Genomic DNA, 14,343 nt, shown 5'->3' on the forward strand with positions numbered 1-14,343 from the left:
CCTGGCTTGGCTCTCGTTCAGAGAAACTCGCGCAGCCGATGCTTCAGAATCTTGCCGGTCGATGCAGCCGGCAACGCGGCGAGTACCTTGACTTCGGCTGGCCGCTTGTACGGCGCGAGACGCTCGCCGCACCAGTCGATCAAGTCGGCGGGCGTGACGTCCGCGCCGGCCATCAACTCCACGAACGCCACCACTTCCTCGTTGCCTTCCACCGCGCGCCCGACCACCGCCGACTGCACGACCTGCGGATGCGCGTTCAACACATGCTCGACCTCGGCCGGATAGACATTGAAGCCCGAGCGGATGATCAACTCCTTGCTGCGCCCGACGATATGCAAGGCGCCGTCCGCGTCCTGGCGCGCGAGATCGCCGGTTTTGAGCCAGCCGTCTTCGGTCACGACCGCACGTGTCTGCTCGGGGCTGCGGTAGTAGCCGAGCATCACGTTCGGACCGCGCACCCATAGCTCGCCGATCTCGCCTTTCGCGGCATCGACACCGTCGAGTCCCACGAAACGTACCTCGACGCCCGGAATGACCTCGCCGACCGAGCAGTCGTTGCGCGGCGCGTCGAGCATGGTGTGCGACACGGTCGGGCTGCTCTCGGTCATGCCGTAACCGTTGTGCAGCGGCAGACCGTAGACGCTCTCCACCTGCGCTTTCAGAGCGGCGTCGAGCGGCGAGCCGCCGGAATACGCGAAGCGCAATTGCGGCGCGGACCACGGGTGGCCGTGCGTGTGCAGATGCTCGAGCAATTTGGCGTGCATGGCGGGCACACCCTGGAAGATCGATACGCGTTCTTCGGCGAGAGCGCGGCGCACGGCTTCCGGCGCGAAGCGGGGCACGAGCCGCAAAGTTGCGCCTGCGTGCAGGCTGCCCAGGCACACCGACGCGAAGCCATAGACATGCGAAATCGGCAGCACGGCATAAACGACATCGTCCGGGCCGACTTTGCGCAGGCGGCTCGAGATTGCGGCAATGAAGAGCAGATTGCGATGCGAGAGCATCACGCCCTTCGGTGCGCCGGTCGTGCCGGTGGTGTAAATCAGCGCGGCGCATTGGCGGTGGTTTTCGGCTTCGACCGGTTCGGCTATCGCCGCGTTGTTCACGGAGTAGGACCACGCGCCGATATCTGGCGTGATGGCCGGCGCCGCGCTGGCTTGATGCCGCTGCGCGTGCTGCTGGGCATCGGTCGAGCTTTCGGTGGCGTAGGCGACCACGCGAGGCTGCGCATGAGCACGGATCGAATCGAGTTCGCCCGCCGACAGGCGCGCGTTCGACACCAGCGCCCACGCGTCGAGCCTCGCGGCTGCGAACAGCAGGACGATCTGCGCGATGCTGTTCTCCGCGACGATCATCACGCGATCGCCGCCACGCACGCCCCATTCGCGCAGCAGCGCGGTAGCGGCGTCGACGGCTTGCAGCAGTTGCGCGCTGCTCAAACGGCGCGCATCCTCGATCAAGGCGATATGTTGCGGATCGCGCGCGGCGGCGAGCGCCGGAATGTCGGCGATACGCGCGGGCAGGGCGGCCAGCAGCGCGGGAATGTCGATCGTGGAACGGGTGGACGAATCTGGGTTCAACGCTGTCTCCTTGGAACGGCTCGTTGCCCGGCGTGCGGTGCGCCGGAATATTTTCGAACGATCGTGCCATAATCGCCGGTCCCGCACAATTGACCATTCAGCAAATAGCCGTTGCGGAAAGTCGCCATTACAATGCGCCGATGAGCAAATCCCGACACGTCTCCGAAACGCCGGCCACGCAGTTTCTGCGCCGCCACGGCGTCATTTTCGGCGAACATCCTTATGATTATGTCGAGCATGGCGGCACCGGGGAATCGGCGCGTCAGCTCGGCGTGGACGAACATCACGTCGTGAAGACGCTGGTCATGGAAGACGAGCACGCCAAGCCGCTGATCGTGCTGATGCACGGCGACCGCACCGTCAGCACCAAGAACCTCGCGCGGCAGATTGGCGCGAAGCGCGTCGAGCCGTGCAAGCCTGAAGTGGCGAACCGGCATTCCGGCTACCTGATCGGCGGCACCTCGCCGTTCGGCACGAAGAAGCAGATGCCGGTGTATGTCGAGTCGAGCATTCTCGAGATGGACAAGATCTGGTTGAACGGCGGGCGGCGCGGTTTCCTGGTCAGCATCGAGCCGAAGGTGTTGACGGCGTTGCTGGCGGCAAAGGCGGTTCAGTGCGCGAGCGTCGATTGACGTTTGCCTGAATGTTTTCCGGGCGCGCGCGTTCGGTAGAATGTGCGCCGCTTTGTTCCGAGTTGCGCGCCCTGTTGCGGTTGGGGTATCGAGTTTCAGACCGCCGATCCTTTTAAGAGTCCCAGATGCAAAACCTGATCGTTGCTGTCGTTGCCTACCTGATCGGTTCGGTGTCGTTTGCCGTGATCGTGAGCGCCGCGATGGGCCTCGACGACCCCCGCTCCTATGGCTCGGGCAACCCGGGCGCCACCAACGTGCTGCGCAGCGGCAGCAAGAAGGCCGCGATTCTCACGCTGATCGGCGACGCGTTCAAGGGCTGGCTGCCGGTGTGGTTCGTCGTGCATTTCGGCGCGCGCTATGGGCTCGACGAGACTTCGGTGGCGATTGCGTCGGTTGCCGTGTTTCTCGGTCACCTGTATCCGGTTTTCTTCCGCTTCAAAGGCGGCAAGGGCGTGGCGACCGCGGCGGGCGTGCTGCTCGCGATCAATCCGATCCTCGGCGTGGCGACCTTGCTGACCTGGCTGATCGTGGCGTTCTTCACGCGCTATTCGTCGCTGGCGGCGCTGGCCGCGGCGGTATTTGCGCCGATCTTCGACGGCTTCCTGTTCGGGCCGCATATCATCGCGCTGGCGATCGTCGTGATGAGTTCGCTGCTGGTGTGGCGCCATCGCGGCAACATCGCCAAGCTGATGCGCGGGCAGGAGAGCCGCATTGGCGACAAGAAGAAGGCGGATGCGGCGGCAAAGCCGGCGGCGGGGAGCGACGTCTGACGGGTTGATGCATTGGCGCGCGGCGTTCGCGCGCCGACGCATCAGTCGCGGAAGTTATTGAAGTCGAGCGGCGTGTCCGTCACGTCCTTGCGCAGCATGGCGATCACGCTTTGCAGATCGTCGCGCTTGCCGCCGGTGATGCGCACCGCGTCGCCCTGAATGCTCGCCTGGACCTTGATCTTGCTGTCCTTCACGAGGCGCACGATTTTCTTCGACAGATCGCCCGACACGCCTTTCTTGATCTTGATGACCTGTTTGACCTTGTCGCCGCCGATCTTCTCGATCTTGCCGTAGTCGAGGAAGCGCACGTCCACGTTGCGCTTGGCCATTTTCGACAGCAGCACGTCTTTTACCTGGCCGAGTTTGAAATCATCGTCCGCGTAGGCCGTGATTTCGTTTTCCTTGTGTTCGACGCGCGCGTCCGACCCTTTGAAGTCGAAGCGCGTTGAAATTTCCTTGTTGGACTGCTCGATCGCGTTCTTGACTTCGATCATGTTCGCTTCGCAGACGACGTCAAACGATGGCATTGCTTTCTCCCAATAGTGCTGCGGTGCGCGACGCAGCCGGCCGGCTGCTCATGAGGCACTCGCTATAATCACGGACCGGACGTCATTTTACCGACGCCGCTCCCTTTTGCCCAAGGCCGCCGCGCATTGCCGCGCAGCCCGGGTCCGAAGCCGTTTTCATAGGCTGCTTATTTCGTCGTTTCATTCGTCGTTTCACTGTTCTCATTCCGATGTCCCACTCCGAATCTGCCGCGTTCGTTGCCGGCCATCCGCTGAAGCCGCACAACACCTTCGGCTTCGATGTTCGCGCGCAGTTTGCGTGCCGCATCGAGCGAGAAGAGCAATTGATGGCCGCGGTGCGTGATCCGCGCGCAGCCGGGCTGCCGCGCCTCGTGCTCGGCGGCGGCAGCAATGTCGTGCTGACCGGCGACTTTGGCGGCCTGGTGTTGCTGGTCGCGCTGCGGGGCCGCCGCGTGGTACGTGAAGACGATCATGCATGGTACGTCGAAGCGGCCGGCGGCGAGCCGTGGCATGAGTTTGTGGCCTGGACTTTGTCGCAAGGCATGGCTGGCCTCGAGAACCTCGCGCTGATTCCGGGCACGGTGGGCGCGGCGCCGATCCAGAACATCGGCGCGTACGGGTTGGAGATGTGCGAGCGTTTCGCGTCGCTGCGCGCGGTGGAGCTGGCCACGGGCGCCGTGGTCGAGCTGGACGCGCAGGCTTGCCGCTTCGGCTATCGCGACAGTTTTTTCAAGCGGGAAGGGCGCGAGCGTTTCGTGATTACGTCGGTGACGTTCCGTTTGCCGAAGGTCTGGCAGCCGCGCGCCGGGTATGCGGATCTCGCTCGCGAACTGGCCGCGAACGGCCACGCCGATACGCCGCCGACCGCGCAGGCTATCTTCGATGCGGTGGTGGCGGTGCGGCGCGCCAAGCTGCCCGATCCGCTGGAGCTCGGCAATGCCGGCAGCTTCTTCAAGAATCCTGTGGTCGAGGCGGCGCAGTTCGAGGCGCTGAAGCTCCGGGAGCCGGAAGTCGTGTCCTATGTGCAGCCGGATGGCCGGGTGAAGCTTGCCGCGGGCTGGCTGATCGATCGATGCGGCTGGAAAGGTCGCGCGATGGGCGCGGCGGCCGTGCACGAGAGGCAGGCGCTGGTGCTGGTGAATCGCGGCGGCGCGAGCGGCGCGGAGGTGTTGGCGTTGGCGAAAGCGATTCAGCGCGATGTGCTGGAGAGGTTTGGGGTGGAGCTGGAGGCGGAGCCGGTTTGTTTGTGATGGGTTGAGTCGGGTTGGTCGGTGCGGACGTGTTGATGCGGATGTGTTGGTGATAAAAAAGGCGCCGGGAGTTTCCTCCCGGCGCCTTTTTTGCGTTTGGCTTCGGCCGCGCCTTTCGGCGCTGAACTTCGCTAGCGCGAAGTTAGCCTGCTGCCAAGCCGTGCTTCATCAATCGCGCTGACGGCGAGCGTTTTCCGCAATCCGCATACGCAGTGCGTTGAGTTTGATGAACCCGCCAGCGTCGGCCTGGTTGTAAGCGCCGCCGTCGTCGTCGAAAGTGGCGATGGTCTTGTCGAACAGCGTTTCCTTCGAATCGCGCGCGACGACCGACACGCTGCCCTTGTACAGCTTCACGCGCACCCAGCCGTTGACCTTCTCTTGCGTATGGTCTATCAGCACCTGGAGCGCACGGCGCTCCGGGCTCCACCAGTAGCCGTTATAGATCAGCGCCGCGTAGCGGGGCATCAGGTCGTCTTTCAGGTGAGCCACTTCACGGTCGAGCGTGATCGACTCGATGCCGCGGTGCGCCTTCAGCATGATCGTGCCGCCCGGCGTTTCATAGCAGCCGCGCGACTTCATGCCGACGTAACGGTTTTCCACCAGATCCAGACGGCCAATGCCGTGCTTGCCGCCCAGGCGGTTCAGCTCGGTGAGCATTTCCGCGGCCGACAGACGCTTGCCGTTGATCGCAACCGGATCGCCGTGCTCGTACTCGATGTCGAGGTATTCAGCCTGGTCCGGCGCCTCTTCCGGCGACACGGTCCAACGCCACATATCGGCTTCCGCTTCCGCTTTCGGATCTTCCAGGTGACGACCTTCGAACGAAATGTGCAGCAGGTTCGCGTCCATCGAATACGGCGCGCCGCCTTGCTTGTGCTTCATTTCGATCGGAATGCCGGCCTTTTCGGCGTACGCGAGCAGCTTTTCACGCGACAGCAGATCCCATTCGCGCCACGGCGCGATGACCTTGATACCCGGTTCCAGCGCGTAGTAACCGAGTTCGAAGCGAACCTGGTCGTTGCCCTTGCCGGTTGCGCCGTGCGAGACCGCTTGTGCGCCGGTGGCGCGCGCGATTTCGATCTGACGCTTGGCGATCAGCGGACGCGCGATCGACGTGCCCAGCAGATACTCGCCTTCATAGATCGTGTTGGCGCGGAACATCGGGAACACGAAGTCACGCACGAACTCTTCGCGCAGGTCTTCGATAAAGATGTTTTCCGGCTTGATGCCGAGTTGCAGGGCCTTCTTGCGCGCCGGTTCCAGCTCTTCGCCCTGGCCGATGTCGGCCGTGAACGTGACGACTTCGGCGTCGTAATTGTCCTGCAACCACTTCAGGATGACGGAGGTGTCGAGGCCGCCCGAATAGGCGAGCACGACTTTCTTGATATCGCTCATGGTGAACTCGTAGCTGGAGAAAGCGGGAAAACAAGGCGCGCCGGCGGTCCCGGAGCGCGGAAAACCACTATTTTGACACTAAACCGCGGGTTGCCCGCGTTTTTGGGGCAGTGCGGTGATGAAGCCGGGTCCGCTTGACGCAGTGGACGCCGGCTCGATGCGTGGCGCTAAACGTGGACACCTTGCCTCGTATTCAAGGCCCCGTCGCGCTACACGCAGATGCTGCATTAGGTGCTGCATTAAATGCCGGGCAGCGGCTCGCTCAGTGATTCAGCTTGCCGAGCAGCAGATATTCCATCAAGGCCTTTTGCACGTGCAAACGATTTTCCGCCTCGTCCCACACAACGCTTTGCGGGCCGTCGATCACTTCGGCGCTGACTTCCTCGCCGCGATGGGCAGGTAGGCAGTGCATAAAGAGCGCATCTGCATTGGCACGCGCCATCATGTCGGCGTCGACGCACCAGTCGGCGAAGGCTTTCTTGCGCGCTTCGTTCTCGGCCTCGAAGCCCATGCTGGTCCAGACGTCGGTGGTCACGAGGTCGGCGCCAGTGCAGGCCTCGTTCGGATCGTCGAATTCTTCGTAGAACGGCGCGCTCTCGGCGGCGACCATGGCGCGGTCGAGCTTGTAGCCTGGCGGCGTGGACAGGCGCAGCTTGAAGCCGAGAATCTGCGCGGCTTCGATCCACGTGTACAGCATGTTGTTGGCGTCGCCGACCCACGCAACCGTCTTGCCGCGAATCGGACCGCGATGCTCGAAGTACGTGAAGATGTCCGCCAGCACCTGGCACGGGTGATATTCGTTGGTCAGCCCGTTGATTACCGGCACGCGCGAATTCTCGGCGAAGCGGGTGAGAATGTCCTGGCCGAACGTGCGGATCATGATGATGTCGACCATGCGCGAGATCACTTGCGCTGCGTCTTCGATCGGTTCGCCGCGGCCGAGCTGCGTGTCGCGCGTGCTCATGAAAACGGCGTGACCGCCCAACTGGAAGATGCCGGCTTCGAACGACAGGCGCGTGCGTGTCGAATTTTTTTCGAAGATCATCGCCAGCGTGCGATCGTGCAGCGGATGGTAGGTCTCGTAGTTCTTGAATTTGCGTTTCAGAATGCGCGCGCGTTCCAGCACGTACTCGTAGTCTTCCAGCGAGAAATCCTTGAACTGCAGGTAGTGGCGAATTTTCTTGGCGGTCATGAAACAAATACGGCGGTCTCACCCGGCAGGATTGCCGGACGGCGCCGCCGTCGTTTGTGGTAACTCAATGCAGCATAAAGGATTTCGCCCGATTTGACGAGTCGGCCAAAAGGCCGGGCAAGCCGGCTGAAAGCGTCGCCGATATCTCAGACTTGTCTTGTGTGCGCTGCGGAAAAAGGTCCGCTGCGCTATAATCTACGGGTTATCCCAAAGCCCAGCAGGCCGGTATTTCGCTTGCGGGACACGGCTCGCGCGGCTCGGAAAGGCCTGCTCGCGGTGTGCCGTCATGACAAGCGCAAAGGCGGCTCAGCCGGCCCTTCGCGGTTTCGGTGGTGTGGTTCGCCATCGCGGCACGGTCGGCGAGTCCAGGCAATTCAAAGCCGCTTCGCCGTTCGCTTTGCCGTCATCCCGCTGGGCAGTCACACAGGTATTCCTACATGGCCGAAGCAGCTCCAACCGAATATTTCATTCAGGGCATTACGTCGACGGGAAAAAAGTTTCGGCCGAGCGACTGGTCGGAGCGCCTCGCAGGCGTCATGGCGTGCTTCGGCCCCGGTGCAAGGAAGGGGCCGAACGCTTATATGCAGTACTCGCTTTACGTCCGGCCGACCATGCTCGGCGACCTCAAGTGCGTGATTCTCGATTCGCGCTTGCGTGACATCGAGCCGATGGCTTTCGACTTCGTCCTCAACTTCGCGAAAGACAACGACCTTATCGTGACCGAGGCTTGCGAGTTGCCGCCGGAGCATGGCACGCAGCAGACCAAGAACACGCGCTAAGGCGCAAGCCAGTCGAGTCGGCAAAAACAAAAACCCGCCAGCAGCGGGTTTTTTTGCGACCGAAGCATCGGCATCGGCGAGTGGGGCGCACGATCGGCCTGCGCCGGTGCCAAGCAAAAAAGCCCGCCGAGGCGGGCCTTTCTGTGCAGCGGAAACAGGAGGTAGCCCACCGAAGCGGGCTGACCGGAATTACTGCGCTGCGGACGCTTGCAGACCCTTGATGGCTGCAGCGAGACGGCTCTTATGGCGAGCAGCCTTGTTCTTGTGAACGATGTTCTTGTCGGCAATGATGTCGATGGTCTTCGACGATGCCTGGAAGATCTCAGCGGCCTTAGCCTTGTCGCCGGCGTCGATCGCCTTGCGGACAGCCTTGATAGCCGTGCGGAACTTCGAGCGCAGTGCCGAGTTGTGCGAGTTTGCCTTGGCGGCCTGGCGGGCGCGCTTGCGTGCTTGTGCGGAGTTAGCCATGACGGTTCCTTATCCTGTTCCTGTTTCCAGTACCTGACCTTCAAGTGGTGAGGTGCTGCTTTTAGATCGAACTCTTGGAAGCGATTGCCCAAGAGCGCAAAAGTGTCGAAAAAAATCGATCGGACTACGTGAAGGCGGGCCTGTGTTTTCGGGCTATTCGAGGATGTTCGCAGGTGGCGTGTCGCCGGCCGCGACCTCGTCTGGAAGTAGACCGAAAGTTGAGCGAGCTTCGAAACCGGCGATTATAGCAACAAAATCAGGCACGTGGCAACGGGAAAGCGCTACGAAGTCCTGCCGCCCCGTGGCGTAAAGCCTGGCACCCGGCTGGCGGCGATGCCGGGGCCGCCGCCCGAAGTCTGGCCGGAGTCCGCCTGGAAGTGGGCTGCGGGGATGTCCGACAGGACGCCGCCGCGCGGGCGGGCCACAAAAAACGCGCCAATCCGCCTGTCGGATCGAACGTCTGCGCGGCAAATCGGTCCGAATCGCGTTCCGGCTCGTCGTCCGCACTTGCGGCACCCGTATAATAAGCGCCCCATGAATCTATTCCGAGCCCTGCTGACGGTCAGCGGCTTCACGCTGCTGTCGCGCGTGACCGGACTGGCCCGCGAAACGCTGATCGCACGCGCGTTCGGTGCCAGTCAATACACTGACGCGTTCTACGTCGCCTTCCGCATTCCGAACCTGCTGCGCCGCATCTCCGCTGAAGGCGCGTTCTCGCAGGCCTTCGTGCCGATCCTCGCCGAGTTCAAGAATCAGCAAGGCCATGACGCCACCAAGGCACTGGTCGACGCCACGTCGACGGTGCTCGCCTGGGCGCTCGCCGTCCTCTCGCTGATCGGCGTGGTCGGCGCGTCGGGCGTGGTGTTCATCGTCGCCTCGGGCCTCGCGCACGAGGGCCAGGCGTACGCGCTCGCGGTCACCATGACGCGCATCATGTTCCCGTACATCATTTTCATTTCGCTGACGTCGCTGGCGTCGGGCGTGCTGAATACGTACAAGAACTTCTCGCTGCCCGCATTCGCGCCGGTTCTGCTGAACGTCGCGTTCATCGTCGCCGCCGTGTTCGTCGCGCCGCGCCTGCAAACGCCGGTCTATGCGCTCGCGTGGGCGGTGATCGCGGGCGGCGTGCTGCAGTTCGTCGTGCAACTGCCGGGTCTGAAGAAGATCGACATGATTCCGCGCATCGGCCTGAATCCGGTGAAGGCGCTCGCGCATCGCGGCGTGAAGCGCGTGCTGTCCAAGATGGTGCCCGCGATGTTCGCCGTCTCGGTCGCGCAGATCAGCCTGATCATCAACACGAATATCGCGTCGCGCATCGGCCCGGGGGCGGTGTCCTGGATCAACTACGCCGACCGGCTGATGGAGTTCCCGACCGCGCTATTGGGTGTCGCGCTCGGCACGATCCTGCTGCCGAGCCTCTCGAAGGCGCACGTCGACGCCGATCCGCACGAGTATTCGTCGCTGCTCGATTGGGGATTGCGCGTCACCTTTCTGCTCGCCGCGCCGAGCGCCGTCGCACTGTTCTTCTTCGCAGAGCCGCTGACCGCCACGCTGTTCCACTACGGCAAGTTCGACGGCAACTCGGTGGTGATGACCTCCCGCGCGCTGTCCGCGTACGGCGTCGGGCTGATCGGCCTCATTCTCATCAAGATCCTCGCGCCGGGTTTCTACGCCAAGCAGGACATCAAGACGCCGGTGAAGATCGGTGTTGGCGTGTTGATTCTCACGCAGTTGAGCAACTATCTGTTCGTGCCGATCTTCGCTCATGCAGGTTTGACGTTGAGCGTCGGGCTCGGCGCTTGCGGTAATGCGCTGCTGCTGTTTCTCGGCCTGCGCAAACGCGGCATCTATACGCCGTCTAGCGGCTGGCTCAAATTCTTCGTGCAGTTGCTCGGCGCCTGCCTGGTGCTGTCCGGCGCGATGCACTGGCTGGCGATCAGCTTCGACTGGATCGGCTTGCATAGCCGGCCGGTCGACCGCATGGCGTTGCTCGCAGCGTGCCTCGTTCTGTTCGCCGCGCTATATTTCGGTATGCTTTGGCTGATGGGCTTCAAGTACGCGTATTTCAAAAGGCGAGCGAAGTGATCACGATGACGCGAGTTCTCGACTATTTCAGCACGCTGGTTGCCGAAGACGACAGTCTTCCGTTGACCGAGGCGGCGCTCTCGCTCGCGCAGGATGCTTATCCCGACCTCGATCTGCAAGCCACGCTCGCCGAGATCGACGAGCTGGTGGTGCGTCTGCAGCGGCGCATGCCGGACGACGCCGACATCAAGCAGAAAGTCGGCATTCTGAACCGGTTCTTCTTTCGCGAGCTGGGTTTCGCCAGCAATCTCAACGACTATTACGACCCGGACAACAGCCATCTGAACGCGGTGCTCAAGCGGCGCCGCGGCATTCCGATTTCGCTGGCCGTGCTGTATCTGGAGATGGCTGAGCAGATCGGCGTTCCGGCGCGCGGCGTGTCTTTTCCCGGCCACTTCCTGTTGCGCGTGACCACGCCCGACGGCGACGTGATGCTCGATCCGACCAGCGGACATTCGCTGTCCGAGTCGGAGATGGTGGAGATGCTGGAACCTTATGTCGCGTCGGCGGGCGAATCGGTGAGCAGGGCGCTGCGCATGCTGCTGCAACCGGCCACGCGCCGCGAGATCATCGCCCGCATGCTGCGCAACCTGAAGTCCACGTATCTTCAGACGGAACGCTGGCAGCGTTTGCTGGCGGTGCAGCAGCGTCTCGTGATCCTGCTGCCGGAGAGTATCGAAGAAGTGCGCGACCGCGGCTTCGCGTATGCGCGGCTCGATTACCTGCGCCCCGCGCTCGAAGACCTGGAGCGTTATCTCGGCGACCGGCCGGATGCCGAAGACGCAACGGTGGTTGAGTCGCAATTGCACGAACTGCGGCAGCGTACCCAGCACAACGATCGCGACTAGGCAGTGCGCAGTGGGGGTAGCGCCCGCTGGTACGGCTCAAAACAAAACGGCTGCACACATTCGTGTGCAGGCGTTTTTTCATTGACGCGCCCCTTTCAGCCGGCACGCCGCATGGATGCTCACTTCGGCTGCATGCGGATCGCGCCGTCCAGACGGATCACTTCGCCATTGAGCATCGGGTTGTCGAAGATCTGCTTGGCCAGCATCGCGTACTCTGCCGGTTTGCCGAGACGCGGTGGGAACGGCACCATTGCGCCGAGGGCGTCCTGCACTTCCTGCGGCATGCCGAGCAGCATGGGCGTTTCGAAAATGCCCGGCGCAATGGTCATCACGCGGATCGCGTTGCGCGACAGGTCACGGGCGATGGGCAGCGTCATGCCGACCACGCCGCTCTTGGACGCGGCGTAAGCCGCCTGGCCGATCTGGCCATCATAGGCGGCCACCGACGCCGTATTGATGATCACGCCACGCTCGCCATTCGCATTCGGCTCGTTCTTCGACATGGCTGCGGCGGCAAGCCGGATCATGTTGAACGTGCCGATCAGGTTGATCGAGATGGTGCGCGCGAACGAATCGAGCGGATGGGGGCCGTCCTTGCCGACCGTTTTGATGGCAGGCGCGACACCCGCGCAATTGACGAGGCCGCGCAGCGTGCCGAGTTTGGTGGCGGCATCGACGGCTTGCGTGGCGTCGTCTTCGCGGCTGACGTCGCATTTGACGAAGACACCGCCGAGTTCCCTGGCCAGCGCTTCGCCGGCCTCCACATTCAGGTCGGCGAGCACCACCTTGCCGCCATTTTGGACGAGCAGGCGCGCCGTGGCTGCGCCCAAGCCTGACGCACCGCCGGTGATCAGGAACACATTGTCACGAATCTCCATGTCTTCTCCTTTGCTACGGTTCAGTAGTGTCTAGATCGAATATTTTTTCGATGATCGATTGTAGCGACTATGCTGCAACGCGGAAAGCGCGACGGGCTGAAAGCAAACCATTATGGATGGCTAAGTAATACGAGGTGCAACGCGCAGAGAACGGGCACTGCATCCGCGCAATGCAATAAAAAACCCGCCGGCAAGGGCGGGTCCTATTGAAACAAACGCAAACGAAAACGCGCTTACTTCAATGCCTCGAATGCGCGTTCACGAATTTCCTCGACGCTGCCGAGCCCCGAAATGCGGCGATACTGCGGCGCCTTCAACGAGGTCGACGAATCGCCATTCTTCGCCCAGGTGTTGTAGTACTCGATCAACGGCTTGGTTTGCGCCTCGTACACTTCCAGACGCTTCTTGACCGTTTCTTCCTTGTCGTCGTCGCGCTGGATCAGCGGTTCGCCCGTCACGTCGTCCACGCCTTCCACTTTCGGCGGATTGAACTTGACGTGATACGTACGGCCCGACGCGGCGTGCGAACGGCGACCGCTCATACGCAAGATGATCTCGTCGAACGGCACGTCGATCTCCAGCACGTAGTCGATCGCGACGCCGGCCTGCTTCATCGCCTCGGCTTGCGGAATGGTGCGCGGAAAACCGTCGAACAGATAGCCGTTCGCGCAGTCGGCCTGCTGCAGACGTTCCTTCACCAAGTTGATGATCAACTCGTCCGTGACCAGTTCGCCGGCATCCATGAAGCGCTTCGCTTCGAGGCCAAGCGGCGTGCCTGCCTTGACGGCCGCACGCAGCATGTCGCCGGTGGAAATTTGCGGAATGCCGAACTTTTCCTTGATGAAGGTCGCCTGAGTGCCCTTACCCGCGCCGGGCGCACCCAATAGGATCAAACGCATGTGCTATCTCCAGATCTATGTGAATTCTTTGGTGGCGCTGCAGCCGTCCCACGATGTCTCGAAGGGCTCCGCGTCGGCTGCCGGTACGAGTCTCGCGCTGCACGTTAAAGAAACGGCGCTGCAGGGACCGCAACGGCGCGACCGGGCAAACCCTGAACCTCGTTTGTCTCGGGAGGCGCGCACAACCGTCCGATTATGCCATGGGTTTTTGCGCTCAAGACCCGAATAAAGCCTGCACGCGCGCGAGATCGGCGGGCGTGTCGACGCCGGGCAGCGGCACGTCGTGGGTGACGAGCACCGCGATCCGCTCGCCATGCCACATCGCGCGCAGTTGTTCGAGCGCTTCGACCTGTTCGATCGGCGAGATCGCGAGGCTCGGGTAGGTGCGCAGGAATTGCGCGCGATACGCGTACAGGCCGATATGCCGATGAACCACCGCGGGTGCGGGCGGAGTGGGCATCGACGCGACATTGGGCCAGTGCGGCTGATACGCGTCGCGTGCCCAGGGAATCGGCGCGCGCGAGAAGTACAGCGCGACGCCGCGCGCGTCGAGCACGACCTTGACGACGTTCGGGTTGAAAATTTCGGCGGGGTCGGTGATCGGGTGGGCAGCAGTGGCGATCGCGCAACCACTGCTCGCCGCAAGGTGCGACGCCACGCCGCACACGAGCGCTGGATCGATCAGCGGCTCGTCGCCCTGTACGTTGACCACGATCGTGTCGTCGCTCCAGCCGAATTGCGCCGCGACTTCCGCGAGGCGGTCCGTGCCGGACGGATGGTCCGCGCGCGTCAACACGGCTTCGAAGCCGTGATCGCGGGCGGCGTCGAGCACCGCTTGCGCGTCCGAGGCGACCAGCACCTGCTGCGCGCCGGATTCGCGCGCGCGTTCCGCGACCCGCACCACCATCGGCTTGCCGCCGATATCGGCGAGCGGCTTGTTGGGCAGACGCGTCGAGGCGAGCCGGGCCGGGACGACGGCGATGAACGGAGGCGTGGTGGTGTTGGCGTGGGTCATCGGCAGGACAGGCGCAGAGACGGGC

Annotated in this window: 14 protein-coding genes; 6 read left to right on the top strand and 8 right to left on the bottom strand. The window is 62.8% G+C overall.

What is annotated here, in order from left to right:
- Window positions 1–17 precede the first annotated feature (17 nt).
- Window positions 18–1,580: a class I adenylate-forming enzyme family protein gene (locus tag P0D71_RS09600; protein WP_408479810.1), complete on the bottom strand. Its 1,563-nt coding sequence runs from the start codon at window positions 1,578–1,580 to the stop codon at window positions 18–20.
- Between the two features lie 140 nt (window positions 1,581–1,720).
- Here P0D71_RS09600 and ybaK point away from each other — a divergent pair, with 140 nt between their 5' ends.
- Both ybaK and plsY read left to right on the top strand, forming a co-directional pair.
- Window positions 1,721–2,212 (top strand): Cys-tRNA(Pro) deacylase, encoded by a 492-nt coding sequence (gene ybaK / locus P0D71_RS09605; RefSeq protein ID WP_408479811.1) that lies wholly within the window; start codon window positions 1,721–1,723, stop codon window positions 2,210–2,212.
- Window positions 2,213–2,337: 125 nt separating this feature from the next.
- The gene (plsY, locus tag P0D71_RS09610; RefSeq protein ID WP_408186046.1) at window positions 2,338–2,982 is read left to right on the top strand and encodes a glycerol-3-phosphate 1-O-acyltransferase PlsY; all 645 of its coding nucleotides are present in this window, start codon (window positions 2,338–2,340) and stop codon (window positions 2,980–2,982) included.
- 41 nt (window positions 2,983–3,023) lie between these two features.
- On the opposite strand, the gene P0D71_RS09615 is transcribed toward plsY, so the two are convergent.
- Complete coding sequence (locus tag P0D71_RS09615) at window positions 3,024–3,509, bottom strand: YajQ family cyclic di-GMP-binding protein (RefSeq protein ID WP_007180572.1); 486 nt, start codon at window positions 3,507–3,509, stop codon at window positions 3,024–3,026.
- Between the two features lie 209 nt (window positions 3,510–3,718).
- On the opposite strand from P0D71_RS09615, the gene murB reads away from it, so the two are divergent.
- Window positions 3,719–4,759, top strand: a complete 1,041-nt coding sequence (gene murB / locus P0D71_RS09620; RefSeq protein ID WP_408479812.1) for a UDP-N-acetylmuramate dehydrogenase — start codon at window positions 3,719–3,721, stop codon at window positions 4,757–4,759.
- Between the two features lie 168 nt (window positions 4,760–4,927).
- On the opposite strand, the gene P0D71_RS09625 is transcribed toward murB, so the two are convergent.
- Together P0D71_RS09625 and argF are read right to left on the bottom strand one after the other, a co-directional pair.
- Window positions 4,928–6,154, bottom strand: coding sequence for an argininosuccinate synthase (locus tag P0D71_RS09625; protein ID WP_091799562.1), 1,227 nt, complete (start codon window positions 6,152–6,154; stop codon window positions 4,928–4,930).
- Between the two features lie 262 nt (window positions 6,155–6,416).
- Complete coding sequence (gene argF, locus P0D71_RS09630) at window positions 6,417–7,346, bottom strand: ornithine carbamoyltransferase (RefSeq protein WP_091799565.1); 930 nt, start codon at window positions 7,344–7,346, stop codon at window positions 6,417–6,419.
- Window positions 7,347–7,783: 437 nt separating this feature from the next.
- Between argF and P0D71_RS09635 the strand changes: the two genes are divergently transcribed.
- A complete protein-coding gene (locus P0D71_RS09635; RefSeq protein ID WP_091799568.1) occupies window positions 7,784–8,125 on the top strand; it encodes a DUF3579 domain-containing protein in 342 nt (113 codons plus the stop codon).
- A gap of 189 nt (window positions 8,126–8,314) precedes the next feature.
- Here P0D71_RS09635 and rpsT read toward each other — a convergent pair whose 3' ends face one another.
- The gene (gene rpsT, locus P0D71_RS09640; protein WP_012434165.1) at window positions 8,315–8,593 is read right to left on the bottom strand and encodes a 30S ribosomal protein S20; all 279 of its coding nucleotides are present in this window, start codon (window positions 8,591–8,593) and stop codon (window positions 8,315–8,317) included.
- Between the two features lie 534 nt (window positions 8,594–9,127).
- Here rpsT and murJ point away from each other — a divergent pair.
- Both murJ and P0D71_RS09650 read left to right on the top strand, forming a co-directional pair.
- Window positions 9,128–10,678 carry a murein biosynthesis integral membrane protein MurJ gene (gene murJ / locus P0D71_RS09645; RefSeq protein WP_408479813.1) on the top strand — a complete coding sequence of 517 codons (1,551 nt, stop codon included), beginning with the start codon at window positions 9,128–9,130 and terminating at the stop codon, window positions 10,676–10,678.
- A 5-nt stretch (window positions 10,679–10,683) separates the two neighbouring features.
- Window positions 10,684–11,526: a SirB1 family protein gene (locus tag P0D71_RS09650; RefSeq protein WP_091801044.1), complete on the top strand. Its 843-nt coding sequence runs from the start codon at window positions 10,684–10,686 to the stop codon at window positions 11,524–11,526.
- A 119-nt stretch (window positions 11,527–11,645) separates the two neighbouring features.
- Here the strand turns inward: P0D71_RS09650 and P0D71_RS09655 are convergent, their stop codons facing one another.
- From P0D71_RS09655 to kdsB, 3 genes are all read right to left on the bottom strand, one after another.
- Window positions 11,646–12,404 (bottom strand): 3-hydroxyacyl-CoA dehydrogenase, encoded by a 759-nt coding sequence (locus P0D71_RS09655; RefSeq protein ID WP_091799574.1) that lies wholly within the window; start codon window positions 12,402–12,404, stop codon window positions 11,646–11,648.
- 233 nt (window positions 12,405–12,637) lie between these two features.
- A complete protein-coding gene (adk, locus tag P0D71_RS09660) occupies window positions 12,638–13,303 on the bottom strand; it encodes an adenylate kinase (RefSeq protein WP_091799577.1) in 666 nt (221 codons plus the stop codon).
- 214 nt (window positions 13,304–13,517) lie between these two features.
- Window positions 13,518–14,318: a 3-deoxy-manno-octulosonate cytidylyltransferase gene (kdsB, locus tag P0D71_RS09665; RefSeq protein ID WP_408186051.1), complete on the bottom strand. Its 801-nt coding sequence runs from the start codon at window positions 14,316–14,318 to the stop codon at window positions 13,518–13,520.
- Window positions 14,319–14,343: the final 25 nt, after the last annotated feature.

This window comes from Paraburkholderia sp. RL17-383-BIF-A (assembly GCF_046028015.1).
GTDB lineage: Bacteria > Pseudomonadota > Gammaproteobacteria > Burkholderiales > Burkholderiaceae > Paraburkholderia.

Coding starts and splice junctions, on each gene's coding strand:
- ybaK (WP_408479811.1), top strand. CDS start 1,721: ATGAGCAAATCCCGACACGTCTCCGAAACGCCGGCCACGCAGTTTCTG.
- plsY (WP_408186046.1), top strand. CDS start 2,338: ATGCAAAACCTGATCGTTGCTGTCGTTGCCTACCTGATCGGTTCGGTG.
- P0D71_RS09615 (WP_007180572.1), bottom strand. CDS start 3,509: ATGCCATCGTTTGACGTCGTCTGCGAAGCGAACATGATCGAAGTCAAG.
- murB (WP_408479812.1), top strand. CDS start 3,719: ATGTCCCACTCCGAATCTGCCGCGTTCGTTGCCGGCCATCCGCTGAAG.
- P0D71_RS09625 (WP_091799562.1), bottom strand. CDS start 6,154: ATGAGCGATATCAAGAAAGTCGTGCTCGCCTATTCGGGCGGCCTCGAC.
- argF (WP_091799565.1), bottom strand. CDS start 7,346: ATGACCGCCAAGAAAATTCGCCACTACCTGCAGTTCAAGGATTTCTCG.
- P0D71_RS09635 (WP_091799568.1), top strand. CDS start 7,784: ATGGCCGAAGCAGCTCCAACCGAATATTTCATTCAGGGCATTACGTCG.
- rpsT (WP_012434165.1), bottom strand. CDS start 8,593: ATGGCTAACTCCGCACAAGCACGCAAGCGCGCCCGCCAGGCCGCCAAG.
- murJ (WP_408479813.1), top strand. CDS start 9,128: ATGAATCTATTCCGAGCCCTGCTGACGGTCAGCGGCTTCACGCTGCTG.
- P0D71_RS09650 (WP_091801044.1), top strand. CDS start 10,684: ATGACGCGAGTTCTCGACTATTTCAGCACGCTGGTTGCCGAAGACGAC.
- P0D71_RS09655 (WP_091799574.1), bottom strand. CDS start 12,404: ATGGAGATTCGTGACAATGTGTTCCTGATCACCGGCGGTGCGTCAGGC.
- adk (WP_091799577.1), bottom strand. CDS start 13,303: ATGCGTTTGATCCTATTGGGTGCGCCCGGCGCGGGTAAGGGCACTCAG.
- kdsB (WP_408186051.1), bottom strand. CDS start 14,318: ATGACCCACGCCAACACCACCACGCCTCCGTTCATCGCCGTCGTCCCG.